Genomic DNA, 24,026 nt, shown 5'->3' with positions numbered 1-24,026 from the left:
GCCAGAACCGCACCCGGGCGTCGCCTAGTCGTTGCCGAGGATGATGATGGCGGCGGTAGGGGGTAACGCGTCCTCGTGGTACCGCTCGATCTCCTCGATGGCGATCGGGTCGGCCTGCTGGAGGAACTGGGTGAGGCGGGTGACCTCCTCCGTCTCGCCGATGGAGTCGGCGGCGCGGCGGAGGGCGTAGAGGGAGAGCAGGAAGCCGCGGTTGGGTCCGTGGCGCCAGGGGATGGGGCCCTGTCCGCGCCAGCCGGCGCCGCGGAGGAGGTCGAGGCCGCGGTGGTAGCCGACGCGGGCGTAGGCGTAGGAGGGGAGGGCCGCGTCGATGCCCCAGACGCTGTCGGCGAGGAGCGCCCAGGCCAGCGGGGAGCGCGGGTGGGCGGCGGCGAGGGCGGCGAATTCGACGGCTCCCGGGTTCGCGTGCTTCGCGAGGGCCGCGGTGACCGCGGGCTCGTCCGGGAGGAGGGTCGGTTCGGGGCCCAGCAGGTTCTCGCCACTCATGCGTCCCAGGCTATCCCGCTCGCGGCTGTGCGGGTCCGGGGTCCGGCCGTCCGGCGCACGGCGGTCGTCCCTCCTCCAGGGCGTCCGCGGGGGGAGCCGGGTGGTTCGCCGATCGTCGCCGTCGTGTGCGGGGGTGCCGCCGATAGCATCGACCCATGGCGACGAACCGCAGTGAAGTCGAGGCCTGGCTCACGGACATGGACGGCGTGCTGGTGCACGAGAACAAGGCGCTCCCCGGCGCGCCCGAGCTGATCCAGGAGTGGACGGATTCGGGCACCCCGTTCCTGGTGCTGACGAACAACTCGATCTTCACGCCGCGGGATCTGGCGGCGCGGCTGCGCGGGTCGGGGCTGCACGTGCCGGAGGAGCGGATCTGGACGAGCGCCCTGGCGACGGCGGACTTCTGCGCGTCGCAGATGCCGGGTGGGAGCGCGTTCGTGATCGGCGAGGCGGGGATCACCACCGCGCTGCACGAGGCGGGCTTCATCATGACGGAGACGGCGCCGGACTACGTGGTCGTGGGCGAGACCCGCAACTACAGCTTCGAGGCGATCACGAAGGCGATCCGCCTGATCGTCGCGGGTGCGCGCTTCATCGTCACCAATCCCGATGCGACGGGGCCGAGCGCCGAGGGCGTGCTCCCGGCGACGGGGGCGATCGCGGCGCTCATCACGAAGGCGACGGGCAAGGATCCGTACGTCGTCGGCAAGCCGAACCCGATGATGTTCCGCTCGGCGATGAACAAGATCGGTGCGCATAGCGAGAACACCGGGATGATCGGCGACCGGATGGACACCGACATCGTCGCGGGCATCGAGGCGGGCCTGCACACCGTGCTGGTGCTCACGGGGATCAGCGACGAGGCCGAGATCGAGCGCTACCCGTTCCGCCCGGACGAGGTGCTGAGCGGGGTGCACGAGCTCCTGTCGTCGGAGCCGCTGGAGTCGGAGTTCCCGCCGGACTCCGCGGTCTGAGTCCCGAGCCTCGCACCGCCTCCGAGGGAACCCCGGACCGTCGAGGGAACCCGCTCCACGAGGCTGTCTCGACGGTTCGGGGTTCCCTCGGTGCGGTCGAGGGCGGGGCAGTCAGAAGCGGACGTGCTGCAGCACCCAGGCGTGCATCGTGACGGCCGCCGCCGCCGAGGCGTTGATCGACCGGGTCGAGCCGAACTGCGAGATCTCGAGCACGGCCTCGGAGGCGGCGATCGCCTCCTCCGAGAGGCCCGGCCCCTCCTGCCCGAACAGCAGGAGGCAGCGCTCGGGCAGCCGGTAGGTCTCGAGCGGCACGCAGCCGGGGACGTTGTCGACGGCGAGGAGAGGCACCTCCTCCTCCGCGGCCCACTGCACGAGGTCGGCCACCGTCTCGTGGTGCTGGACGTGCTGGTAGCGGTCGGTGACCATCGCGCCGCGCCTGTTCCAGCGCCTCCGGCCGACGATGTGCACGCCCTCCGCGCCGAAGGCGTTGGCGCTGCGGACGATCGAGCCGATGTTCATGTCGTGCTGCCAGTTCTCGATCGCGACGTGGAACGGGTGCCGCGTGCGGTCGAGCTCCGCGACGATCGCGTCCATCCGCCAGTAGCGGAACCGGTCGATCACGTTGCGCGCGTCGCCGCGCTCCAGCAGCTCCGGGTCGAGACGGTCGTCCTCGGGCCACTCCCCCTGCCAGGGGCCGACGCCGTTCGTGGTGAGCTCCACGGAGGCGGCTGGTCCGGTCGCGGGGGTCGCCTCGTTCTCCTGCACGACGAGCGATCCTACTGGGCGCTCCCCGGCTCGGCCGGGTGCGCAGAGCAGGGGCACGGCGGCATCCCCCGGGCCGACGCGACGGCGCGCGTCAGGCCGCGGGAGTGCCGGCGAGGGAGCCGGTCAGCTCGCCGCCGCCCGCGCGGTCGACGAAGCAGTAGTAGCTGCGCTCGCCCGCGTCCCACTGCTCCTGGGTGACGGGGAACGCGCCGGCGACCTGCACGTCGCCGTAGGTCTCTGCCGCGGCGACGTCCACGACGCCCTGCGCCTGGCAGAGCGAGGAGACGGTGACGGCCAGGGCGTCCTGGCCGGGGAACGCCGCGTCGGTCAGCTCCGCCGTGGCGACGAGCTGGGCGGAATGGGCGCTCGCGCAGTCCACGACGGTGAACTCCTCCGCCCAGACGGAGTCGAAGGGATCGATGCACTCGCCGCCGAGGAGCGCGCTCCAGGCCCAGGTGCCGACGGGCAGCGGTCCGACGGTCGGGAGGGTCGCGGTCGGGGTGGGCGAGGGGGTCGGCTCCGCCGCGGGCGTCTCGCTGACGACCGGTGCGGCCTTCGGCTCGGCCCGGCCGCCGGCGCTCCCGACGGCGATGCCGATCGCGAAGAGCCCGGCGAGGAGGATCACCGCACCCGCCGCGATCAGGCCGATCAGGAGTCGGCGCCGGCTGAGCGTGCGCCATGCGGGCGCTCCGGCGGGCGCCGAGTCGCGCTCGCGGCTCTCGGGTCGGGACCGGGCGGAGCGGCTCTTCCGCGGCGGAGCGGCGTTGACGTGGGCGGCCGCGGGAGCGGTGCGGAAGGGCGCGGGCTCGGCGCGGTCGGTGGGCTCGGCGGCCGGCTCGAGGTTCCACGAGTAGGCGCCGGCGGTCTCGCGCCACAGCTCCTCGTCACCGCCGTCCTCGTCGGGCTCGTCACGCGGAGCGACGACCTGCTCCCACACGGGCGGCTGGTCCAAGTCCCCGCGCGGGTCGGGCCACTCGTAGACGGCGGGCGGAGTCGGCTCGCGCGGAGTCGGCGGGGTCGCGCCGACCGGGCGTCCGTCGGCGGGGTAGGGGGCGGCGGAGCGGCCCGCGGGATCGACGTCGGTCGAGGATCCGGCATCGGGCTCGTCGTCCGGCCGGTGGGCGCTGCGCAGCCCGGCGGGTGCGGTCGGCAGGTCGGCGGGAGGGTCGGTGTGCGGCAGGACCGGGCGCACGGAGTCGGCCCCGCGGCGGTGCACCTCGGTGCGGCCGGCGTCGGCGGAGCGGTCGGAGTCGGCGTGGGGGTCGGCGTCGTCCGCGTCGTCGCGGAGGGGGGCGAAGAACGCGTCGAAGGCGTCCTCGTCGGACACGTCCGCACCGGAGGCGCCGGTCTCGCGGGCACTCGTCCCGCGAGCACTCGCCTCGCGGGCACTCGTCTCGCGGACACCCGTCTCGCCGGCACCGGTCTCGCCGGCACCGGTCTCGCCGGCACCGGTCGCGGGCGATCCCGTGTCCCGGGCCCCCGCGGCGGGGACACCCGTGTCACCGCCCCGGGAGTCCCGTCCCCCGGCGGAGACTCCGTCGCGGTCGGAGGAGCGCTCCGGCTCCGCGACAGTGCCGCGGTCGTCGTCGTCGCGATCCTCCACCCGAGCGGGGGCGTCCGCAGAGGTCGGACGATCGTCGTGGGCCTCCTCGGGGGCGGGCGTCGCGCTCAGCACGGGCTCCCCCGGCCACAGGCCGACCGGAGCGGCGGGGGCATGGGGCGGCACCGCACCGGAGTCGCCGTCGTCCGAGGACGGTCCGGCCGCGTCGGCGGAGGAGGCCGACTCGCTCGTGTCGCTCCGCTCCTCCGTTGAGGCGTGGGCCTCGTCGGCCGCGGACCCAGCAGGACCGGACGTCCGCTCCGCGCGCGGCTCCTCCGCGGGAGGGGAGGGGCGGGGCGAATCGAAGATGCTCTTCAGACGGCCGCCGCTGAGCTGCTGGAGCAGCCACTCGCTGCCGCCGACGGGACGCTCGGCCCCGGGACGCTCCGCCTCGGGACGCTCCGGCTCGGCGGTCTCCGATCCGGCACGCTCCGGCTCGCGGTCCTCGGACCCGCGGCGCTCGCGATCCGGGTGCTCGCCGCCTCCCGGGCCCCCGTCGCGTCCCCCGTCGTCGACCATCAGCTCAGGCCGAGGTCGGCCAGACCGATCGCGGCGAAGTACGGGTAGCCGGCCTCCTCGATGATCTCGCGGGCCCCGGTCGCGCGGTCGACGACGACGGCGACCCCCGCGATCTCGGCGCCGACCTTCAGCAGGGCCTCGATCGCCTTCAGCGGCGAGCCGCCGGTGGTGGACGTGTCCTCGACGACGACGACGCGCTTGCCCTCGAGGTCGGGGCCCTCGACCTGCCGGCCGCGGCCGTGGTCCTTGGGCTCCTTGCGCACGACGAACGCGTCGTAGGCGAGGCCGCGGGCGGCGCCCTGGTGGAGGATCGCGGCGGCGATCGGGTCGGCGCCCATGGTGAGGCCGCCGACGGCGTCCACGCGCTCGATCGGCGCGATGAGGTCGAGCATGACCTGCCCGATCAACGGCGCGACGCGGTGATCGAGGCTCACGCGGCGCAGGTCGACGTAGTACGACGCCTTCTTGCCGCTGGTGAGGGTGAAGTCCCCGTGGAAGACGGCGTCGGAGCCGATGTACTCGATGAGCTGCTGGCGTGCGTCGGTCACGCGCCTACTCTACGGGGCGACCCCTCCCCCGCTCGGGAGCGCGCCCGCTGCGGCGTGCTCGCCCGCCTCGTCGCCTCCTCCGCGGAACTGGGTCATGTAGAGCTCGTAGTAGGCGCCGCGCTGCTTCAGGAGCGCCTCGTGCGCGCCCTGCTCGACGATCCGCCCCGACTCCATCACCAGGATGGTGTCGGCGTCGCGGATCGTGGAGAGCCGGTGCGCGATGACGAACGAGGTCCGGTCGGTGCGCAGTGCGTTCATCGCGTGCTGCACCAGCAGCTCCGTGCGGGTGTCGACCGAGGAGGTGGCCTCGTCGAGGATCAGCAGCGACGGGTTCGCGAGGAACGCCCGCGCGATCGTGATCAGCTGCCGCTCGCCCGCCGAGACGCTGCCGCCGTCGGCGTCGAGCACCGTGTCGTAGCCGTCGGGCAGCTGGCGCACGAAGCGGTCGACCATGGTGGCCTTCGCCGCGTCGACGATCTCCTCGTCGGTGGCGTCCAGGCGCCCGTAGCGGATGTTCTCGCGGATCGTGCCCTGGAAGAGCCACGCGTCCTGCAGCACCATGCCCACGCGCGAGCGCAGATCGCCGCGCGCGAGGCTCGTGATGTCGACGCCGTCGAGCAGGATGCGTCCGCCCGTGAGCTCGTAGAAGCGCATGACCAGGTTGACCAGCGTGGTCTTGCCGGCGCCGGTCGGACCGACGATGGCGACCGTCTGCCCGGGCTGGGCAGAGAAGGTCAGGTCCTCGATCAGCGGCTGCTCCGGGTCGTACGAGAACGAGACGCCCTCGAACTCCACGTGGCCGTCGGTGCGCTGCGGGAGCGACGCGGTCGCCGTCTCCGGCTCCTGCTCCTCGGCGTCGAGCAGCTCGAACGTGCGCTCGGCCGAAGCGACGCCGGACTGCAGCATGTTCGCCATGCTCGCGAGCTGGGTCACCGGCTGCGTGAACTCGCGCGAGTACTGGATGAACGCGGTCGCGTCGCCGAGCGTCAGCTGACCCGAGGCGACCCGCAGCCCGCCGACCACGGCGATGAGCACGTAGGAGAGGTAGGAGACGAAGGTCATCGCGGGCATGATCATGCCCGAGACGAACTGCGCGCCGAACGAGGCGGTGTAGAGGCTGTCGTTGCGGCGGTCGAACTCCTCGAGCATCTCGCGGTCGCGGCCGAAGGCGCGGACGATCTCGAGCCCGGAGAAGGTCTCCTCGATGTGGCCGTTGAGCGCGCCCGTGTTCTTCCACTGCGCGGCGAAGAGCTTCTGGGAGCGGGCGCCGATCACGCCCGCGATCACGCCCGAGAGCGGGATCGAGATCAGCGCGATCAGCGCGAGCTGCCACGAGACGATGAACATCATCGCGGCGATGCCGATGATGGTGAGCACCGACTGCACCAGCTGCGAGAAGGCCTGCTGCAGCGCCGTCTGGATGTTGTCGACGTCGTTCGTGACGCGCGACATCACGTCGCCGCGCTGCCGGGTGTCGAAGAAGCGCAGCGGGAGGCGGTTGAGCTTCGCCTCGATGTCCTGGCGGAGGCCGAAGACCACCCGCATCACGAGGCCGTTGAGGATGTAGCCCTGCGCCCACATGAGCACCGACGCGACCACGTACATCAGCAGCACGATGATGATCAGGCGGCCGAGGACCACGAAGTCGATGCCCGCGCCGGGCACGATGTCGGTCTTGGCCAGCATGTCGGCGAAGGTGCCGTTGCCCGAGGCGCGCTGCTGCTCGATGATCTGCTCGAGCGGGACGCCGGCCGGCAGCTGCGAGCCGATCACGCCGTTGAAGATCGTGTCCATCGCCTGCCCGAGGATCTTGGGCGCGATGACGGTGAGGACGACCGACAGCGAGACCAGGGCGACCACGAGGACCATCCGGGCGCGCTCGGGGCCGAGCAGCGAGAAGAGGCGCTTGGCGGACGGCCAGAAGTTCTGCGCCTTACGGGCGGGCGGCCCGTCCCCGAACATGCCGCCGTCGCCCTCGCCGGGCTCGAACTCGGGCTCGAGGGACGTCGTCTCCTCGGGCGCGGTGGTGTCGCGTGTGCGCGCCATCTCAGGACACTCCTTCGACGCTCAGCTGGGATTCGACGATCTCGCGGTAGGTCGCGTTCGTCTCGAGGAGCTCGTCGTGCGTGCCGCGGCCGACGACGCGGCCCGCGTCGAGCACGACGATCTGGTCGGCGTGGCGGATGGTCGACACCCGCTGGGCCACGATGATCACGGTCGCGTCGGTGGTGGCGTCGGCCAGCGACTCCCGCAGCCGCGCATCGGTCGCGACGTCGAGCGCCGAGAACGAGTCGTCGAACAGGTAGACCCGCGGCTTCGCGACGAGGGCCCGCGCGATGCAGAGCCGCTGGCGCTGCCCGCCGGAGACGTTGGTGCCGCCCTGCGAGACCGGCTCGTCGAGCCCGTGCTCCTTGCTCCGCACGAAGTCCTCGCCCTGGGCGATGCGCAGCGCCTCCCACAGCTCGGCGTCCGTCGCGTCGGGGCGGCCGAAGCGCAGGTTCGAGGCGATCGTCCCCGAGAAGAGGTAGGGGCGCTGGGGCACGAGCCCGACCACCTCGGCGAGCTGCGCCCGGTCGAGGGAGGAGACGGGCACGCCGTCGATCGTGACGGTGCCCTCCTGCGGGTCGAACAGGCGGGGCACGAGGCCGAGCAGGGTCGTCTTGCCGGCGCCGGTGGAGCCGACGACGGCCGTGGTGCGCCCCGGCTCCGCGAGGATGTCGATGCCCGAGAGCACGGGGCGCTCGGCGCCGGGGTACCCGAAGACGACCCCCGAGAACTCCACGCGGCCCCGTGTCGGCGTCGGGACCCCGCCCTCGGGCGTGGTGAGGCTGGTGCGGGCGTCGAGGACCTGCTGGATCCGCTCGGCGCAGACGACCGCGCGCGGGATCATCATCACCATGAAGACGCCCATCATCACGGCGGTGAGGATCTGGAGGAGGTACTGCAGGAACGCGGTGAGCGAGCCCACCTGCATCTGACCGGCGTCGACGCGCTGCCCGCCGAACCACAGCACGGCCGCGGTGGCCAGGTGCAGGATCATCATGATCGCGGGGAACATCAGCACGAAGATGTTGCCGACCTTGATCGACACCTCGGTGATCGCCGCGTTGGCCTTGCGGTACCGCTCGGACTCGAACGGCTCGCGCACGAAGGCGCGCACCACGCGGATGCCCGTGATCTGCTCGCGGAGCACGCTGTTGATCCCGTCGATCCGGTCCTGCATGAGGCGGAACAGCGGCAGCAGCAGGAACACCAGGAAGCCGACCACGACGAACAGCAGCGGCACCGACACCCAGACCAGCCAGGAGAGGCCGGCGTCCTCGCGCAGGGCGAAGACGATGCCGCCGACGCACATGATCGGCGCGGACACCATGAAGTTGAGGGTCATCAGCACGAGCATCTGCACCTGCTGCACGTCGTTCGTGCCGCGGGTGATCAGGGTGGCCGTGCCGAAGCCGCCGACCTCGAGCCCGCTGAGCGAGTCGACGCGGCGGTAGACGTCGCGGCGCAGGTCGCGGCCGACGGACATGGCGGTGCGGGCGCCGAAGTAGACGGCTCCGATCGCCGCGGCGACCTGCACGACGCAGACGCCGAGCATGGTCATGCCGGTGCCCCAGATGAAGTCGGTGTCGCCGCGGCCGATGCCCTGGTCGATGATCTCGGCGTTGAGGCTCGGCAGGTAGAGCGCGGCGAGCGTCGCGACGAGCTGCAGCACGACGACGGCGGCCACCCAGCGCGCGTAGGGCTTCGCGTAGGCGGAGGCGAGGCGGAGCAGGATCATGGGTCCTCCGGAGGGGCGGAGCAGGAGCGGCAGGGGAGGGGACCGGGCTGGGGAGCGCGGAGCGCCGGGGAGCCCGTCGGGCCCGCACGGCGCGGGCGGCGGCGGCGTCCGGACGGCTCGACGAACGGCCGGTCGGGACGGCGCTAGACAACCATCGACCACCGACACCGGTTCCGCAATCCGCCGAGGGGATGACTCCCCCGGCCCGCGGCCGCCGGGGCGCGCGGGGGACGCGCAGGAGACGTGTCGGCGGCGGCTCCTACACTTCCAGGATGCGCATCGCCACCTGGAACGTGAACTCCATCCGGGCCCGCACCGGCCGCGTCGTCGACTGGCTCGTGCGCGAGGACGTCGACGTCCTCGCCATGCAGGAGCTCAAGTGCAAGCCCGAGCAGTTCCCGCACGAGGTCTTCGCCGACGCCGGCTACCACGTCGAGATGGTCGGGCTCAGCCAGTGGAACGGCGTCGGCATCGCCTCGCGCCTGCCGATGGAGGACGTGCGGATCGGCTTCCCGGGCATGCCCGGCTTCGCGAAGGAGGCGGCGGCCGACGGCTCCTACCCGCTCGAGGCCCGCGCGATCGGCGCCACGGTCGACGGCGTGCGCGTCTGGAGCCTCTACGTCCCGAACGGCCGCGCGGTCGACGACCCGCACTACCTCTACAAGCTCGAGTGGCTCGCGGCCCTGGAGGCGAGCACCCGCGAGTGGCTGGCCGCCGAGCCCGACCTGCCGCTCGCCCTGGTCGGCGACTGGAACGTCGCGCCGCTCGACAGCGACGTGGGCGACCCGGGCCTCGGCCCCGGATCCACGCACGTCTCGATCCCCGAGCGCGCCGCCTTCGCCGCCTTCGAGGACGCCGGCCTGCGGGACGTCGTCCGCCCGCTCGTGCCCGAGGGCTACACCTACTGGGACTACAAGCAGCTCCGCTTCCCGCGCAACGAGGGGCTGCGGATCGACTTCGTGCTCGGCTCCCACGCGTTCGGCGAGCTCGTCACCGGAGCCTCGATCCACCGCGACGAGCGCAAGGGCGACGCCCCGAGCGACCACGTCCCGGTGGTGGTCGACCTCGACCTCGAGACGACCCTCGACGACGACCGCCCGATGATCTTCTGAGCATGGCCTCGTCGAAGAAGAAGCGCGCGCGGGCCCAGGGCGCCTCGGGCGGTGCGGCCCGCCCCGCTCGGCCGGCGTCCGCCCGCCCCGGAGCCGCCCACGACGAGTTCCGGTCCGACGCCTACCGCTCGGTGGGCGAGATCATCGCCGCCGGGAAGCCGCGCCGACGCCGCTGGGACCTCGTGCTCTCGATCCTCGGCTGCCTCGCCCTCGGCCTGCTCACGATCGTGCTCGGCTACCTCGCCGCGATCCTCTCGGTCTTCCCCGCGCAGTGCGAGGGCCAGAACTTCGCCTGCGACTTCGAGCGGATCGACTGGGGCGTCTCGATCGCGCTGATCGGGCCGCCCGCGCTGACGCTGATCGCCGTGGTCGTGACGGTCGTGCGCTACCTCGTGGGCCGCCGCGCGTTCCTCGTGCCGGTCATCGGGTTCGTGCTCTGCATCGCCACCGCGTTCCTCGCCTCCTCGCTCGTGACGAGCTCGATCCCCGGTTCGGCGCTGGTCTAGCACCGACCCGGGGTGGTGCCGACCACGGGCGTGGTTCGGCGCCGGCCCAGCACCGACCCGGGGTGGTGCCGACCACGGGCGTGGTTCGGCGCCGGCCCAGCACCGCCCCGGGAGGAGCGTCAGCCGCAGGCGGGCTCGTCGTTCAGCGTCACCGCGGTGGGGTTGATCATCGGGGTCACCCGGACGGCCTGGTCGCCGAAGCCGGAGGCGTCGCCGGCGCTGAACTGAACGTCGAACGTCTCGGACTGACCGGGTGAGAGCTGCACGGCGACCTTCGAGACGGGACGGCCGAGGTCGTCGAGGCTCTCCGGTTCATAGCCCGTGCCGTCGGCCCAGGCCGCGCTCGACACCGTGGTCCCGGGAGGGCCGTAGACGTAGATGTTGGTGACGAAGTCGCCCAGGGGGTACGCACCCCGCCCGCCGGCCGCGGCGACGTAGGCGGGCAGCGTCCGCGCGACCGCCTTCGAGATCGTGTTGGTCACGGTGACGGAGGTGGTGAAGACCGCGCCGGAGGCGGCGCACCGGCCCGTGCTCGACTGCGCGACCGCCGTGCTCAGGTAGTAGTCCATCTTCGAGCCGCGCGAGGCGTCCTGGAAGAACACTCCGGTGGTCGTGCCGTCGGTCGTCGTCTGCGGCAGGACCCCTGCGATCGGCGTGGGTGCGAGGAGCGCCTGCTCGTCGGCGTCGGAGCTGTAGGCGAGGATGCGGCTCTCGTCGACCGCCTTCACGATCGCCGGGAGCATCTTCGTCGGCTCCATCTCCCCTCCGAGGATCTTGCCCAGGATCGTCGCGCTCGCCTCCGAGAAGAACTCGTCGGTGCGCTCGGCCACGACCGACTCCGGGTAGCGGAAGTAGACCTCGTTGAGCAGGGTCGAGACGGTGTTCTCGCTCGTGAGGACCGTGCCGTCGGTGAGGGTCACCGGCCCGGTCGAGCCGAGGAGGTAGGAGAGGGCGACGGGGTCGATCGCGAGGACGCCGTCGATCTTCTGCTCGGGGAACTTCTGCGCCCAGAACTGCGAGGCGATCGAGGCCGCCGTCGGGAAGTCGGGGCGGCTGGTCGAGACGTTGAAGGTCGTCGCCAGGTTCTCGCCGATGGTGTCGAGCGCGCTCTGGTCGACGGTGACGGGCGCCAGCCCGCGGAAGTCGCCGCTGCCCAGCTGACGGCCGATCGAGATCGCGCCGCCGTCGACGTCGAGCTGCATCACCGAGGACGCACCGCCCCCCAGAGCCTGCGACTCCGCCAGATTCTGGAACATCACCAGGTAGTGGCGCGGACCGGAGGCTCCGAGGGAGTCGGGGAGGATCGCGGTGAGCGGCTCGACCTGCTCCATCGCGGCGGTGGCGGTGGCCAGCTGCGGAGTGAAGGAGTCGAGGGCCGAGGCGACCTGCGGCACCAGCGGGCCGCGGTCGATGCCCTCGACGCGGGTCTGCGCGGCGTCGACGACCTCCTTGGCGACGGTGATCTTCTGCGACAGCTCGGTGATCGCCGCGAGGTCGACCCTGCCGTCGACGGGCTTGAGGATGTCGAGCGAGGTCGTGGAGAGCGGCGTGACGATCCGGCCGGAGACGTCGTCGGCGATCTCGGTCGCGGCACGGACGGCGGACAGGTTCGGGCCGAGGACGGGCACCACCTCCATCACCCGCCACACCGGGTCGTCGGTCTCGTCGCGCGCCTCGCCGGTGAGGGTCGCGATCTGGGCCGCGGTCTCCCCGGCCCCCGAGGTGTCGAAGGTCGTCAGCCTGTCCGTCACCTGCGACACGAGCGGGATCGCCTCGGTCAGCTTGTCGCGGACGGTCATCGCCTTGTCGTAGGTGCGCACGCCGAGGAGCACTGCGACGACGGCTCCGATCAGCAGGACCAGGAGGACGATCAGCGTGATCCAGAGGCCGCGACGGCGGCGCGGCCTGCCGCGGGCGGGGCGGTCGGCGGACGTGGTGGTGCTCATTGGAGAGAGCCTAAGCGACGGTCGGCGGAGTGCGACCGGGCCCGCGCCACCGTCCCCGACCCAGGACGAGGGACACGCGACGCTGATGCGCGGGCCGTCCGGCTCCTCCGCCGGGGTCGCGCGGGAGCCGGGGAGGCTGCTCCGCTCAGCCCAGCAGGAGGGACACCCCGATGAGCACGGGCACCGCGGCGACCGTGGTCACGAGGGCCGTGTCCCGGGCGACGGCGACGCCCCGGTCGTAGCGCGAGGCGAAGGTGAAGATGTTCTGCGCGGTCGGCAGCGCGGCGGTCACCGTCACCACGAAGAGGTGCTCGGAGTCGAGGTGGAACGCGAAGCGCCCCAGCAGCAGCGCGACCGCCGGCATCACCAGCGACTTGAGCACGGAGGCGACGACCACCTCGACCCGCGCCGGCCCCGCCTCCAGCGGCCGCTGCCCGCGCAGCGACATCCCGAAGGCGATCAGCACCAGCGGGATCGACGCGTTGCCGATGATCGAGAACGGCTGCAGCACGGGCGCGGGCAGCTCCACGCCGGTGAGGGCGACGACGAGGCCCAGGGCGGAGGCGATGATCATCGGGTTCCGCAGCGGCTGCGTGAGGATCGCGCCGACCGAGGTCCGCCCGCTCGTCGAGACGTCGAGCAGCGTCAGGATCGTCGGCGCGAGGACGATCAGCTGCAGCAGGAGCGTCGGGGCCACCCACTGCGGATCGCCCAGCACGTAGATGGCGACCGGCAGTCCGATGTTGTTGGCGTTGACGTAGGAGGAGGCCGCGGTCCCGATCACCGTCTCGGGGAGCGGACGGGGGAAGAGCAGGCGCGACGCGAGCACGTAGAGCAGGGCGACGGTCAGCACCGTCAGGAGCGAGACGAGCAGGAACGAGGAGAAGAGGACGGAGACGTCGGCCCGCGAGAGCACGGTGAACAGCAGCGCCGGCGTCGTGACGAAGAAGGCGATCCGCGACAGGATCAGCCGGCTCTCGGGCGGGACGATCCGGAACCGCGCGATCAGGTAGCCGACCGCGATGACGACCCCGATGATCGAGAAGCCGGTGAGCACGCCCTCCACGCCGCCGCCTCTCCGCCGCGGTCCGTCCGCTGTCGCGCCTCCACCCTAGGCAGTGCCCGGGCGTTGCAGCGCCGGCCCGACGCGCCTACGGTGTGCGGCATGCCGCATCTCGAGGTCCCCGGCGCGACCCTCCACTGGGAGGCGGACGGCCGCGCCTCCGCCCCCGCCCTGCTGCTCGTGCACGCGGGCATCGCCGATCTGCGGATGTGGGACCCGCTCGTCCCCGACCTCTCGCGCGACCGGCTGGTGGTCCGCTTCGACGTCCGCGGCGCCGGCGGCACGAGCACGGAGGACGTGGAGTACGACCCGCGCCGGGACGCCCTGGACGTGCTCGACCACCTCGGCGTCGAGCGCGCGGTGGTCGTCGGCTGCTCACGGGGCGGCACCCTCGCGCTGGACCTGGCGCTGGAGCATCCGGAGCGGGTGACCGGCCTGGTCGCGATCGCCCCGGGCCTGGCGGGCTTCGACTACCCGGCGCTGACGGCGGAGGAGGAGCGCCGCTTCGGCGAGGTCGAGGCGCTGGAGCTCGCGGGCGAGCGGGAGGCCGCGGCGATCGTCGAGGCGGAGCTCTGGGCCGTGGGCCCCGACCGCTCCGCCGACGACGTGGCTCCGGAGTTCCTCGCGCGGGTCCGGGAGCTCGCGCTCACGGGCGTCGGCCACGAATCGGAGGCTCCGCGCCCGGTCGAGCCGTCCGGGCCGGCGGGCGATCGGCTCGGGGAGATCGCCGTGCCGACCCTCGTCGTGGCGGGTGCGCACGACCTCTCGGAGTCGCTGCCGGTCTGCGAGCACCTCGCCGCCGCGGTGAGCGGTGCCGAGCTGCAGGTGCTCGAGGACGCGGCGCACCTGCCCAGCCTCGAGCACCCCGAGGAGTTCCTCGCGGTGCTGCGGCCGTGGCTGGAGCGCCACGGGATCTGATCAGGCCACGGCGGCCAGGTCGAACGCCCAGTCCACGTAGAGCTCCGGCGGCTCGCCCTGCTCGACGAGATCGACCCGGTCGAAGCCGGTCTCGACACAGGTCGCTCCGGCGTCCAGATCGCTCTCCGCCACGAAAGCGTGCACGAAGCGGGGCACGGGGAACGCCGCCGCCTCCTCGAGCAGCATGCGCACGGAGTCCGCCGTGACGCCGCGGGCGTGCGGAGCGATGCTCCACGCCGCCTCGTAGGCGACGACGCCGCGCGAGCAGCCGTACCAATAGCCGATGGAGCCGACGGAGAGTCCGTCCAGCTCGACCACGTAGAAGAACGCGTCGCCGTCCGCCCAACCGCGCAGGTAGCGGTCGTGGCGCACGAGGATCTCGCTCTCGCTCTCGAGTCCGCCGCCTGCGTGCGCGAGGGTGTCGCGCAGGACGGAGGCGTCCGCCTGCGGCCAGGGGACCAGGCGGAGGTTCTCGGGGTGGTGGTCGATGCTGGCTGTTCTCTGGTCGCTTCCGGGTTCGGGTCCCGTCACGCGCTCCGATCCTCTCTCTCAGGATGGCTCGCCGATCGAGCGCGCCGCCAGGGGTTCGGCGCGCCGGTCCGATCGGATGTCTCCGCACTCGGGATGCGGACACGGTGTCGCCCCATCTTCGACCCGATCAGGGGAGGGAAACGGAAGCCTGAGGAATCTAGCCCCGGACGGGGGGTGGCACCTGCACAACACCTGGGCAGCCGCTGACCGCGGGGCTCTCGACGGGCGGCGGAGACGTGCGCCCGCCCCCGCGAGGTCGCTGCTTCGCTCCGCCGAGACGCAAGAAAAGCGCGCGCACGAGCCCATACGCTCGGAGTCGGAGCGCGTTCCGCTCCTGCAGCCCCGTATCACCAGCGTGAGGAGGATCACCATGTCGCAAGCCGTGCAGAGCACCGTCGTCGGAGAACCCGAGGTCGTCGAGGACCGCGTGGAGGACTCCGCCGCCTGGCTCGACCTGAAGGCGGCCGCCGCCGCGCTGCAGCCGCTCCAGTCCCAGGACGGCTCGCTCGCCGAGCCCGAGCGGCTCGACGAGGCGCGCACCCTCGTCGAGCGGATCGTCGCCGGCGTCCGCACCCTCGCCCCCGCGTTCCCTCACGACGCGGCCTACCTCGACGCGCTGGTCGTCGACCTCGAGCGCTGGAGCGCGGGCGGCCTCGGCCTGCCCGACTTCCTCGACTCGCTCACCGCGTTCCAGCCGCAGGTCGAGCGCGTCGACGGCCGCCGCCACCTCGTCGTCTTCCCCATGTACACCCAGAACGGCAGCCGCGACCGCCACGTCGAGGCCGTCCTCGTCGAGGTCGTCTGGCCGCGGTTCGTCGCCGAGCTGGAGGCGGGCGACTACTCCAACGCCCTCTTCGTGCCCGTGCGCTTCGTCGACTTCACCGCCGGCTACGACACCGACAGCGCCGTGCTGTTCCCCGAGACGGTCGCGATGCGCTCCGTCCCGTCCTTCACCTGGGGCGCGATCTTCGCCGACCGCGAGGCGGCACGGTTCCGCCGCGTCGTCACGGAGGCGGCGCGGATCACCCGGCTCGAGCTCCCGGAGGACGCGCAGCGCCTGCTGGCCGACCAGCGCCTGGCGGAGGAGTCCTTCGTGATGTGGGACCTCATCCACGACCGCACCCACATGCGCGGCGACCTGCCGTTCGACCCGTTCATGATCAAGCAGCGGATGCCCTTCTTCCTCTACTCGCTGGAGGAGCTGCGGTGCGACCTCACCGCCTTCCGCGAGGCCGTCGCCATCGAGCGCCGCCTCGGCTCACTGGACCGCCGCGACGACGAGGAGGAGGCGCTGGCCGAGCGCTCGCGCTTCGTGCAGTACGCGATCCTGTTCGACCGGCTCTTCCGCTTCCCGCTCACCGGGTCGCGGGTGCGCAACTACGACGGCCTCGGCGGCCAGCTGCTCTTCGCCTGGCTGCACCAGCACGGCGTCCTGCACTGGACCGACACCCGGCTGGCGTTCGAGTGGGACGGTGTCGCCGACGTGGTCGTCGCCCTCTCGGACGCCATCGACGAGCTCTACTGGCGCTCGATCGACCGGCCCAAGACGGCGCACTGGCTGGCCGCGCACGAGCTGATCGCGGCCACTCTCACTCCGCACCCCGCCTCCGCCTGGGCCCGCGGGCTGCCGGAGGAGGTGCTGCTCGGCGCCCCGCGCGGCCTCACCGACGCGGTGCTGGACGACGAGTTCCCGCTGTCGATGTTCTACGAGGCCCTCGGGAAGAAGATGGGCGACGTGATCGCCTCGACCCGGGGCATCACCGGCCGGGACTGACGTCGCGCCCGGGAGGCGGCGGGGTGCGCTCCTCCGCCTCCCGGGGCCCCGTCCGACCGGCGTCGGTTAGCGTGGGGCGCATGCCCTCAGGTGACGGAGCCGCGGACCCGCTCGACGCGGGCTGGATCCGGCGAGCGCCGAGCCGGGCCGGATACGTGCACGACGCGGTCACCGCGGGGATCATGCTGGTGGCGACGATCGTCTCCGTCGCGCTGTACTCCTCGGCGGGCTTCCCCGACGCGGCGCACCCCGTCGTCAGCGCCCACTGGGCCGTCCTGATGACCCTGCCGCTCGCGCTGCGCCGCCGGTTCCCCGCGAGCGTGGCGGCCGGGCTCTCCGTCGTCTACGCGCTGGGGATCGTGCTCCAGGTGCCGGAGTCGCTCTTCGGCCAGATCTGCCTGTTCCTCGCGCTGTACACGGTCGGTGCGTGGGGCCGGAACCGGCGCACGGCCCTCGTCGTCCGGGTGGCGATCGCGGTCGGGATGCTGGGCTGGCTGCTCACCACCCTCGCCACGGGCGAGTACTTCGGCAGCTCCGTGCCGGTCGACGACTCCCCCGGCCTGCTCTCGCCCTACGCGGCGGAGTCGGCCCTCGCGGTCGTGTCGAACCTGCTCTACTTCGGCAGCGCCTACGTCTTCGGCGAGGCGTCGTGGCAGTCGGCCCGCCGGCTGGAGGCGCTCGAGACGCGCACGGCCGAGCTCGACGACGAGCGGGAGCGCTCCTCCCGGCAGGCCGTGTCCTCCGAGCGGCTGCGGATCGCCCGCGAGCTGCACGACGTGGTCGCGCACCACGTCAGCGTGATGGGCGTGCAGGCGGGAGCGGCGCGGCGGGTGCTGGCGCGGGATCCGGAGCAGGCGGCGGCCTCGCTCAGCGCCATCGAGGGCGACGCGCGCTCGGCGATCGAGGAGCTGCACCGCATCCTGGTCGCGCTGCGCGCCGAGGACGCAGCGCCGAATCCGCTCACCGACGCCGCCTCGACCCGTGGGGTGGCCCAGCTCGAGGAGCTGGTCGCGGCGTCCAGCGGGTCGGGCCTGCCCACCGTCTTCCTCACCCTCGGCACGCCCCGCGAGATCCCCGCGACGGTGGGCCTCAGCCTCTACCGCATCGCGCAGGAGTCGCTCACGAACGTCCGCAAGCACGCGGGACGCGGCGCGCACGCCGAGGTGCGCCTCCGCTACGCCCCCGACGCGGTCGAGCTCGAGATCGCCGACGACGGCGGGTCCGGCCCGCACCCGAGCGCCCCCGCCTCCTGCGGACTCGGGCACACCGGCATGAGTGAGCGCGCGGCCGCGGTCGGCGGCTGGATCGAGATGGGGCCGAGGGGCGGAGGCTACCTCGTGCACGCCCGGGTCCCGCTGTCCCCCGTCCGGGCGAGCGTGCCGGACGGCGGCGACCCGGTACCGTCGTCGGAGACGTCGCGGGGGCGTCAGGATCGAGCGAGCGGGGGCCGCCCATGACCGAGCACGTGCGCGTGCTGCTCGTCGACGACCAGGAGCTCGTCCGCGTGGGCTTCCGCATCATCCTCGAGTCGGAGCCGGGGATCGAGGTGGTCGGCGAGGCCCGCACCGGGCTCGAGGCCCTGCAGCGCGCCTCCGAGCTCCACCCCGACGTGATCTGCATGGACGTGCAGATGCCCGGGCTCGACGGCCTGGCCGCGACCCGCGAGATCGTGGCCGACCCGCGCCTGTGCTCGCGGGTGCTCATCCTCACCACCTTCGACCGCGACGACTACCTCTTCGAGGCGCTCTCGGCCGGCGCCAGCGGGTTCCTGCTCAAGAACGCGTCGCCGGAGGAGCTGGTGGAGGCCGTGCAGGTGGTCGCCCGCGGCGACGCGATGCTCGCCCCCGACGTCACCCGGCGGGTGATCGAGCGGTTCGCGTCCGTGCCCGAGCGCACGCCCGCCGCCGCGGAGCACTCCGGAGTCGCCGACCTGACGGACCGCGAGCGCGAGGTGCTCGTGCACCTGGCGCGGGGCTGGTCGAACGCCGAGATCGCGGCCGAGCTGTTCGTGGGCGAGGCGACGGTGAAGACGCACGTCTCGAAGATCCTGATGAAGCTCGGCGTGCGCGACCGCATCCAGGCGGTCGTGTTCGCCTACGAGCACGGGATCGCGGTGCCGGGCCGCCCCTGAGCGGTGGGCGGTCGGGCGGTCAGCGGTGGGCGGTCAGCGGCGGGCTGTCAGCGGCGGGGCTGGCTCGAGGCCGGGCGCGGCGGGGTGCGGCGGACGAACTCCATCCGGATCTCCGGCACGATCTTCCGGTCGAGCACGACCGTCATGTAGCGGCCGTCGACGCGGGCGCCGATCGCGACCACGTCCGGGTCGGTGTCCACGCGGTAGCCGCGCAGCGCCTCGCCGTCCACGATCACCGGGACGCCGCGCACGACGTCCTCGTCGCGGAGGGCGGCGGCGACCACCGGCATCCCGCCTCGTCGGCTGCGCACGCGGCCCGGGAAGGTGTTGCGGAGCACGTCGCCCATGTGGGCCGCGAGGCGGGACTCCAGGGGCCGGCTGCGCTCGGCGGGGATCGGCACGGAGGTGCGGACCGCCTCCCAGAGGACCGGGTACCGCATCCGCGTCACCTGGTCGACCATCCACGGCGGCAGGTGGTCGTTCTCGGCGCGCTCGATCGCGCGCTTCTGCTCGGGGGTCAGCAGGACGTGGTTGACGGGGTCGGCGCGGTTGCGCGGGTTCTTGTAGAACGAGTACGAGAGCGAGATCTCGACGAAGCGGCCGAGCGCCATCGTCTGCGCTGCGGCGAACTCCTCCAGCCTCGGCTGAGGCGCGAACGCGAGGACGGGATCGCCGAAGCGAGCCGCGATCTCGTCCACCCCGGGAGGGGCGGGCATGTCGCGAACAGCTCCCGTCGTGTCCATGCGCATAGGTAAAGAGTGGCCTGCCTCCCAGCCGATACCAACTTCTTGACGGAGATCGGCTTTCGGGTCGTCGTCCGTTCACCTGCCCGAAACACGCGGGAGGCAGGAGGGGCGTCGCGGAGGGCGCCTCCGGGGCGCCTCCGGGCGGCGGGCTGCGAAGATGGAGGGATGAGCGCTCTGCACGATCCCGACGTCCGCGGCTTCGCCTCCGACAACTACTCCGGAGTGCACGACGAGGTCCTCGCCGCGATCGCCGCGGCCAACGGAGCGCACCAGATCGCGTACGGCGAGGACGTCTACACCGAGCGCCTGCAGGAGGCGTTCCGCCGCGAGTTCGGCGAGCAGGCCCAGGCCTTCCCCGTCTTCAACGGCACGGGCGCCAACGTCACCGGCCTGCAGTCGATGCTGCCGCGCTGGGGTGCCGTCGTCTCGGCGGGCACCGCGCACATCACCTCCGACGAGGGCGGAGCGCCCGAGAAGGTCGGCGGGATCAAGATCCTCACGGTCCCCACGCCCGACGGCAAGCTGACCCCGGCCCTGGTCGACCAGGAGGCGTGGGGCTTCGGCGACGAGCACCGCGCCCAGCCGCTCGTGGTCTCGATCACCCAGTCCTCCGAGCTCGGCACCGTCTACACCCCCGAGGAGGTGCGCGCGCTCGCCGACCACGCGCACGGCCTCGGCATGCGGCTGCACATGGACGGGGCGCGGATCGCCAACGCCGCGGCCGCTCTCGGCCTGCCCCTGCGCTCCTTCACCACCGACGCGGGCGTCGACGTGCTCTCGTTCGGCGGCACGAAGAACGGCATCCTGCTCGGCGAGGCGATCGTCGTCCTCGACCCGGCGGCCTCCACCGGGCTGACCTTCCTCCGCAAGACCAACATGCAGCTCTCCTCCAAGATGCGCTTCATCTCGGCGCAGCTGCTCGCGCTGCTCGGCGACGGCGGCACGGAGGAGCCCCTGTGGCTCCGCTCCGCCCGGCACGCGAACGCCATGGCGGCGCGTCTGCGCTCGGGGCTCGAGGAGGCGATCGCGGCCGGACGGATCACCGGGCTCGAGTTCACGCAGCAGACCCGGGCCAACGCGGTGTTCGCGACGCTGCCGCCCGGAGTCGCGGACCGGCTCCGTGCCGCCTACCGCTTCTACGACTGGAACCCGGCGACCGGCGAGGTCCGCTGGGTCTGCTCCTTCGACACCACGGAGGACGACATCGACGCGTTCACGGCCGCGATCGAGCGCGAGCTGGCCGCGTGAGGGCCCGCCTCCCGCGGCTGGCGACGGTCGGCGCCGCGCTCGCCGTGCTCGTCGCGCTGACGGGCTGCACGACGGCCGAGCGCGCCGACGTGGCGGCCACCCCGTCGGCGTCCGAGAGCGTCGCTCCGACTCCCTCCGCGACTCCGACGCCCTCGCCCACGGCCTCGACCCGCCTGGGCTGCGACTCCCTCCTCCCCGCCGCGCGGGCGGCCTCGGCGCTGGGGGTCTCCCGCAGCGCTCTGGAGGGCAGCCGCGAGGTGACGACGCGCTCCTCGGGAGAGCTGATCCGCGAGGCCGCGGAGGAGAACGGCGGAGTGCTCCGCTGCGCCTGGTACGACGAGGACGCCTCCGTCACCGCGGCCGCGGTCGACGACGCCGCCGAGGCGTTCGCCGGCCGTCCCGGACCGCGCCTCGAGACCGACGTCGAGGCGTACGGCTCCTGCACCGACGGCAGCTGCGACCTGGACCTGCTCGCCGGCGCCACCTGGGTGACTCTGCAGCTGCGCGGCGCCCCCGCGGCCGTCGACCTCGCCGCGCTGGCGACCGGCACCGCCTCCGCTGCGCTCGGCACCCTCGACGAGCCGGTCACCGCGACGGCGCCCGTCTGCACCGAGGTCCTGACGGCCGAGCAGCTGTCCGGTGCCGCCGGTCTCGCGCAGGCGACCGCGGGGACCGGGACCGGGACGCCGACGACCGCGTCGGCCGCTGCCGCCGCCCGGGCCGGGTACGCCTCCTGCAGCTGGAGCGACGCCTCCAGCGCCGCCTACTCGGGCGTGACGGTCGACGCGCTCCCGAACGGCGACGACGGCTGGCGGAACCTCTCGCTGACCTCGGGCCTGGCGATCCCGCTCGAGCCGCTCGACGGCTTCGGCGAGAAGGCCCTCACCGGCTGCGCGGCGGGCGTCTGCGAGATCGACGCGCTGGCCGACGACGTGTGGTGGCGGGTGACCGTCACCGGCGACGCGGCGAAGGCCGAGGCCGTCGCCCGCGCCGTGCTCGCGAACGCCTGACCGGCCGCCCCGCTCCTCCCCGCGAGATGCCGCTTCGGTACGCCTCCACCGGCGTGTCGCGTACCGAAGCGGCATCTCGCGGAGGCGGACGGACGGGTCAGCGCCAGTACTCGTACCAGGACGACTCGCGGCAGCCGAGGGACGCGTAGAGGCGGCGGGCGCCGGCGTTGTCGGCCAGCACCTGGAGCCAGAAGCGCGCGACGCCCCGGCGGGACGCGTCCTCGAGGAGGGCGGCGATCACGGCGGAGGCGAGGCCGCGGCGCCGGGCGTCCGGGCGGGTCGTCAGGGCGAAGAGGCCGCCCCAGAGCTCGCCGTCGGGCGCTGTGACCAGCGCGAGGCGGCCGGTCGCGGCCGGGCCGTCCCCGTCGACGGCGAGAGCGTAGGAGGAGGGGCAGCCCGCGAGGATGCGCTCGGCGACCGCGCGCTCCTCCGCTCCGCCGCGTCCGTCGACCGACCACCAGAGGGCGAGCCAGTCCTCGTCGGGAGCCGGGGCGAGGCGGACGCGAGGCCGCGGCGCGGATCCTGACAGTGCGGACCTGAACGGTGCGGACAGCGCGGCGAGCGCCTCCTGCACCGATCCCGTCAGCACGAGCGTCCGGTCGATCGGCGCGGCGCCCCGCTCGGCGAGCAGCCCGGTCAGACCGGCGGGGCTCGGCGGGCCGATCTGCACGAGGGGCGCGATCCCGTGCTCGCGGGCGAACGCCTCCGCCGCGTCGAGGGCCGCCTCCTGGTCGACGACGTCGCCGGACGCGAGCACGGAGTTCGCGCGCTTGGTGACTCCCGCGGAGGCGCGCAGCTCCCACGCACCGAGGGGGCGCCGCACGAGCGCGGGCCAGGCGTCGGCGGCGAGGCGGTCGAGCAGGCGCGGATCCATCGGGCCACGGTAGCGGGAGCGGGAGCGGTGCCGGAGCCCCGCAGGTGCCCCCGGAGACGGCTCCGGCCCGCAGGATCCGCGGCGGACGAGCCGAGCGGGATCCTGCGGGCCGGAGGCCGTGGAGGGACGGGCCCTACATGTTGATCATGTGCCCCTTGAGGCCGTGGAAGCCCTCCTGCAGCGCCTCCGACAGCGTCGGGTGGGTGTGCACGTTGCGGGCCAGCTCCGTCGCGGTGAGGTCCCACTTCTGGGCGAGCGTGAGCTCGGGGAGCAGCTCCGAGACGTCCGGGCCGATCATGTGGGCGCCGAGGAGCTCGCCGTACTTCTTGCTCGCGATGAGCTTCACGAAGCCGGTGGGCTCGCCGAGGCCGTGGGCCTTGCCGTTCGCCATGAAGGGGAAGGTCGAGACGGTGATCTCGTGGCCCTCGTCCGTCGCCTGCTTCTCGGTGAGGCCGAAGGAGGCGATCTGCGGCTGGCAGAACGTCGCGCGCGGCATCATCCGGTAGTCGCCCAGCGTCTGGGTCTCGGCGCCCGCCAGGGTCTCGGCGGCGACGACGCCCTGCGCCTCCGCGACGTGCGCGAGCTGGAGCTTCGCGGTGACGTCGCCGATGGCGTAGATGTGCGGCACGTTGGTGCGCATGTGGTCGTCGATCGCGATCGCGCCGCGCTCGGTGAGCTCGACGCCCGTCTTCTCGAGGCCGAAGCCCTCGGTGCGGGGGACCCAGCCGATGGACATGAGCACCTTGTCGACCTCGAGGGTCGACTGCGTGCCGTCCTTCGCGGTGTAGGTGACCGTGACGTAGCCGTCCTTGTCGACGACCGACTCGACCTTGGTCGAGGTCAGGATCTCGACGCCGAGCTTCTTGTACTGCTTCTGGATCTCCTTGGAGACGTCCGGGTCCTCGTTGGGGAGGGCGCGGTCCATGAACTCGATGATCGTCACGTCGACGCCGTAGTTCTTGAGGACGTAGGCGAACTCCATGCCGATCGCGCCCGCGCCCACGATGGCCATCGTGTCGGGGAGCTCGCGGGTCATGATCTGGGTCTCGTAGGTGACGACGTTCTCGGAGAGCTCGACGCCGGGGAGCAGGCGGACGCTCGCGCCGGTCGCGATGATCGCGTCGTCGAACGTCAACGACTCCGTGCCGCCCTTGCTCAGCTGCACGTCGAGGCCCTGCGGGCCGGTGAAGGAGCCGACGCCGTCGAACTCGGCGATCTTGTTCTTCTTCATCAGGAAGTGGACGCCCTTGGTGCGGCCGTCCGCGACCGAGCGGCTGCGGTCGAACGCCGCGCCGAAGTCGAACGAGACGTCGCCCGAGATGCCGAACTGCTTCGCCTGGGTGTGGAAGAGGTGGGCGAGCTCCGCGTTGCGCAGCAGCGCCTTGGACGGGATGCAGCCGACGTTGAGGCAGACACCGCCCCAGTACTGCTTCTCGACGACGGCGACGGACTTGCCGAGCTGGGCGGCGCGGATCG

General features: G+C 72.9%; 21 protein-coding genes. 9 read left to right on the top strand and 12 right to left on the bottom strand.

Features of this window, described 5'->3' with window-relative positions:
• Positions 1-24: 24 nt before the first annotated feature.
• Positions 25-504, bottom strand: a complete 480-nt coding sequence (locus tag C5C24_RS15325; RefSeq protein ID WP_104234388.1) for a DUF3151 domain-containing protein — start codon at positions 502-504, stop codon at positions 25-27.
• 155 nt (positions 505-659) lie between these two features.
• Between C5C24_RS15325 and C5C24_RS15320 the strand changes: the two genes are divergently transcribed.
• Positions 660-1,478: an HAD-IIA family hydrolase gene (locus C5C24_RS15320; protein ID WP_104277340.1), complete on the top strand. Its 819-nt coding sequence runs from the start codon at positions 660-662 to the stop codon at positions 1,476-1,478.
• A 111-nt stretch (positions 1,479-1,589) separates the two neighbouring features.
• Here C5C24_RS15320 and C5C24_RS15315 read toward each other — a convergent pair whose 3' ends face one another.
• The 5 genes from C5C24_RS15315 to C5C24_RS15295 all read right to left on the bottom strand — a co-directional run bounded on the left by C5C24_RS15315 (position 1,590) and on the right by C5C24_RS15295 (position 8,691).
• Entirely contained in the window at positions 1,590-2,243 is a 654-nt protein-coding gene (locus C5C24_RS15315; protein ID WP_104305382.1) for an RNA methyltransferase, read from the bottom strand.
• Positions 2,244-2,334: 91 nt separating this feature from the next.
• Positions 2,335-4,362, bottom strand: a complete 2,028-nt coding sequence (locus C5C24_RS15310) for a septum formation family protein (RefSeq protein ID WP_104305381.1) — start codon at positions 4,360-4,362, stop codon at positions 2,335-2,337.
• A complete protein-coding gene (gene pyrE / locus C5C24_RS15305; protein ID WP_104277337.1) occupies positions 4,362-4,910 on the bottom strand; it encodes an orotate phosphoribosyltransferase in 549 nt (182 codons plus the stop codon). The genes C5C24_RS15310 and pyrE overlap by 1 nt, the downstream gene beginning before the upstream one ends.
• Positions 4,911-4,919: 9 nt before the next feature.
• Positions 4,920-6,956: an ABC transporter ATP-binding protein gene (locus C5C24_RS15300; RefSeq protein WP_104277336.1), complete on the bottom strand. Its 2,037-nt coding sequence runs from the start codon at positions 6,954-6,956 to the stop codon at positions 4,920-4,922.
• A gap of 1 nt (position 6,957) precedes the next feature.
• A complete protein-coding gene (locus tag C5C24_RS15295; protein ID WP_104277335.1) occupies positions 6,958-8,691 on the bottom strand; it encodes an ABC transporter ATP-binding protein in 1,734 nt (577 codons plus the stop codon).
• Between the two features lie 272 nt (positions 8,692-8,963).
• On the opposite strand from C5C24_RS15295, the gene C5C24_RS15290 reads away from it, so the two are divergent.
• Both C5C24_RS15290 and C5C24_RS15285 read left to right on the top strand, forming a co-directional pair.
• Entirely contained in the window at positions 8,964-9,803 is an 840-nt protein-coding gene (locus C5C24_RS15290; protein WP_104305380.1) for an exodeoxyribonuclease III, read from the top strand.
• 2 nt (positions 9,804-9,805) lie between these two features.
• Positions 9,806-10,309: a DUF6264 family protein gene (locus C5C24_RS15285; protein WP_104305379.1), complete on the top strand. Its 504-nt coding sequence runs from the start codon at positions 9,806-9,808 to the stop codon at positions 10,307-10,309.
• A gap of 119 nt (positions 10,310-10,428) precedes the next feature.
• On the opposite strand, the gene C5C24_RS15280 is transcribed toward C5C24_RS15285, so the two are convergent.
• Together C5C24_RS15280 and C5C24_RS15275 are read right to left on the bottom strand one after the other, a co-directional pair.
• The gene (locus C5C24_RS15280; RefSeq protein ID WP_104277332.1) at positions 10,429-12,255 is read right to left on the bottom strand and encodes a DUF4012 domain-containing protein; all 1,827 of its coding nucleotides are present in this window, start codon (positions 12,253-12,255) and stop codon (positions 10,429-10,431) included.
• Positions 12,256-12,400: 145 nt separating this feature from the next.
• Positions 12,401-13,321, bottom strand: coding sequence for an AEC family transporter (locus tag C5C24_RS15275; RefSeq protein ID WP_104222809.1), 921 nt, complete (start codon positions 13,319-13,321; stop codon positions 12,401-12,403).
• Positions 13,322-13,420: 99 nt separating this feature from the next.
• On the opposite strand from C5C24_RS15275, the gene C5C24_RS15270 reads away from it, so the two are divergent.
• Positions 13,421-14,236 (top strand): alpha/beta fold hydrolase, encoded by an 816-nt coding sequence (locus tag C5C24_RS15270; RefSeq protein WP_104281663.1) that lies wholly within the window; start codon positions 13,421-13,423, stop codon positions 14,234-14,236.
• On the opposite strand, the gene C5C24_RS15265 is transcribed toward C5C24_RS15270, so the two are convergent.
• Positions 14,237-14,767 (bottom strand): hypothetical protein, encoded by a 531-nt coding sequence (locus tag C5C24_RS15265; RefSeq protein ID WP_104305378.1) that lies wholly within the window; start codon positions 14,765-14,767, stop codon positions 14,237-14,239.
• A 370-nt stretch (positions 14,768-15,137) separates the two neighbouring features.
• Here C5C24_RS15265 and C5C24_RS15260 point away from each other — a divergent pair, with 370 nt between their 5' ends.
• From C5C24_RS15260 to C5C24_RS15250, 3 genes are all read left to right on the top strand, one after another.
• Positions 15,138-16,541: a DUF6421 family protein gene (locus tag C5C24_RS15260; RefSeq protein ID WP_104281662.1), complete on the top strand. Its 1,404-nt coding sequence runs from the start codon at positions 15,138-15,140 to the stop codon at positions 16,539-16,541.
• Positions 16,542-16,621: 80 nt separating this feature from the next.
• On the top strand, positions 16,622-17,998 hold the full coding sequence (locus C5C24_RS15255; RefSeq protein ID WP_104305377.1) for a sensor histidine kinase: 1,377 nt from the start codon (positions 16,622-16,624) through the stop codon (positions 17,996-17,998).
• Positions 17,995-18,672 (top strand): response regulator transcription factor, encoded by a 678-nt coding sequence (locus C5C24_RS15250; protein ID WP_104277327.1) that lies wholly within the window; start codon positions 17,995-17,997, stop codon positions 18,670-18,672. The genes C5C24_RS15255 and C5C24_RS15250 overlap by 4 nt, the downstream gene beginning before the upstream one ends.
• A 47-nt stretch (positions 18,673-18,719) precedes the next feature.
• Here the strand turns inward: C5C24_RS15250 and C5C24_RS15245 are convergent, their stop codons facing one another.
• On the bottom strand, positions 18,720-19,415 hold the full coding sequence (locus C5C24_RS15245; protein WP_146082643.1) for a hypothetical protein: 696 nt from the start codon (positions 19,413-19,415) through the stop codon (positions 18,720-18,722).
• A 168-nt stretch (positions 19,416-19,583) separates the two neighbouring features.
• Between C5C24_RS15245 and C5C24_RS15240 the strand changes: the two genes are divergently transcribed.
• Both C5C24_RS15240 and C5C24_RS15235 read left to right on the top strand, forming a co-directional pair.
• A complete protein-coding gene (locus C5C24_RS15240) occupies positions 19,584-20,666 on the top strand; it encodes a low specificity L-threonine aldolase (protein ID WP_104305376.1) in 1,083 nt (360 codons plus the stop codon).
• The gene (locus C5C24_RS15235) at positions 20,663-21,676 is read left to right on the top strand and encodes a hypothetical protein (RefSeq protein WP_104281660.1); all 1,014 of its coding nucleotides are present in this window, start codon (positions 20,663-20,665) and stop codon (positions 21,674-21,676) included. The genes C5C24_RS15240 and C5C24_RS15235 overlap by 4 nt, the downstream gene beginning before the upstream one ends.
• 97 nt (positions 21,677-21,773) lie before the next feature.
• Here the strand turns inward: C5C24_RS15235 and C5C24_RS15230 are convergent, their stop codons facing one another.
• Together C5C24_RS15230 and lpdA are read right to left on the bottom strand one after the other, a co-directional pair.
• Positions 21,774-22,550 carry a GNAT family N-acetyltransferase gene (locus tag C5C24_RS15230; RefSeq protein WP_104281659.1) on the bottom strand — a complete coding sequence of 259 codons (777 nt, stop codon included), beginning with the start codon at positions 22,548-22,550 and terminating at the stop codon, positions 21,774-21,776.
• A gap of 133 nt (positions 22,551-22,683) precedes the next feature.
• Positions 22,684-24,024 (bottom strand): dihydrolipoyl dehydrogenase, encoded by a 1,341-nt coding sequence (gene lpdA, locus C5C24_RS15225; RefSeq protein WP_258065304.1) that lies wholly within the window; start codon positions 24,022-24,024, stop codon positions 22,684-22,686.
• Between the last annotated feature and the right edge of the window lie 2 nt (positions 24,025-24,026).

Origin of the sequence: Rathayibacter sp. AY2B3 (genome assembly GCF_002931755.1) — a bacterium.
Classification (GTDB): Bacteria; Actinomycetota; Actinomycetes; order Actinomycetales; family Microbacteriaceae; genus Rathayibacter.
The sequence above is the reverse complement of the archived record's forward strand: the minus strand, read 5'-3'. Positions and strand labels throughout refer to the sequence as shown.

Coding starts and splice junctions, on each gene's coding strand:
- C5C24_RS15295 (WP_104277335.1), bottom strand. CDS start 8,691: ATGATCCTGCTCCGCCTCGCCTCCGCCTACGCGAAGCCCTACGCGCGC.
- C5C24_RS15255 (WP_104305377.1), top strand. CDS start 16,622: ATGCCCTCAGGTGACGGAGCCGCGGACCCGCTCGACGCGGGCTGGATC.
- C5C24_RS15325 (WP_104234388.1), bottom strand. CDS start 504: ATGAGTGGCGAGAACCTGCTGGGCCCCGAACCGACCCTCCTCCCGGAC.
- C5C24_RS15310 (WP_104305381.1), bottom strand. CDS start 4,362: ATGGTCGACGACGGGGGACGCGACGGGGGCCCGGGAGGCGGCGAGCAC.
- C5C24_RS15260 (WP_104281662.1), top strand. CDS start 15,138: ATGTCGCAAGCCGTGCAGAGCACCGTCGTCGGAGAACCCGAGGTCGTC.
- C5C24_RS15320 (WP_104277340.1), top strand. CDS start 660: ATGGCGACGAACCGCAGTGAAGTCGAGGCCTGGCTCACGGACATGGAC.
- C5C24_RS15300 (WP_104277336.1), bottom strand. CDS start 6,956: ATGGCGCGCACACGCGACACCACCGCGCCCGAGGAGACGACGTCCCTC.
- C5C24_RS15285 (WP_104305379.1), top strand. CDS start 9,806: ATGGCCTCGTCGAAGAAGAAGCGCGCGCGGGCCCAGGGCGCCTCGGGC.
- C5C24_RS15270 (WP_104281663.1), top strand. CDS start 13,421: ATGCCGCATCTCGAGGTCCCCGGCGCGACCCTCCACTGGGAGGCGGAC.
- C5C24_RS15245 (WP_146082643.1), bottom strand. CDS start 19,415: ATGGACACGACGGGAGCTGTTCGCGACATGCCCGCCCCTCCCGGGGTG.
- C5C24_RS15230 (WP_104281659.1), bottom strand. CDS start 22,550: ATGGATCCGCGCCTGCTCGACCGCCTCGCCGCCGACGCCTGGCCCGCG.
- C5C24_RS15240 (WP_104305376.1), top strand. CDS start 19,584: ATGAGCGCTCTGCACGATCCCGACGTCCGCGGCTTCGCCTCCGACAAC.
- C5C24_RS15280 (WP_104277332.1), bottom strand. CDS start 12,255: ATGAGCACCACCACGTCCGCCGACCGCCCCGCCCGCGGCAGGCCGCGC.
- C5C24_RS15250 (WP_104277327.1), top strand. CDS start 17,995: ATGACCGAGCACGTGCGCGTGCTGCTCGTCGACGACCAGGAGCTCGTC.
- C5C24_RS15290 (WP_104305380.1), top strand. CDS start 8,964: ATGCGCATCGCCACCTGGAACGTGAACTCCATCCGGGCCCGCACCGGC.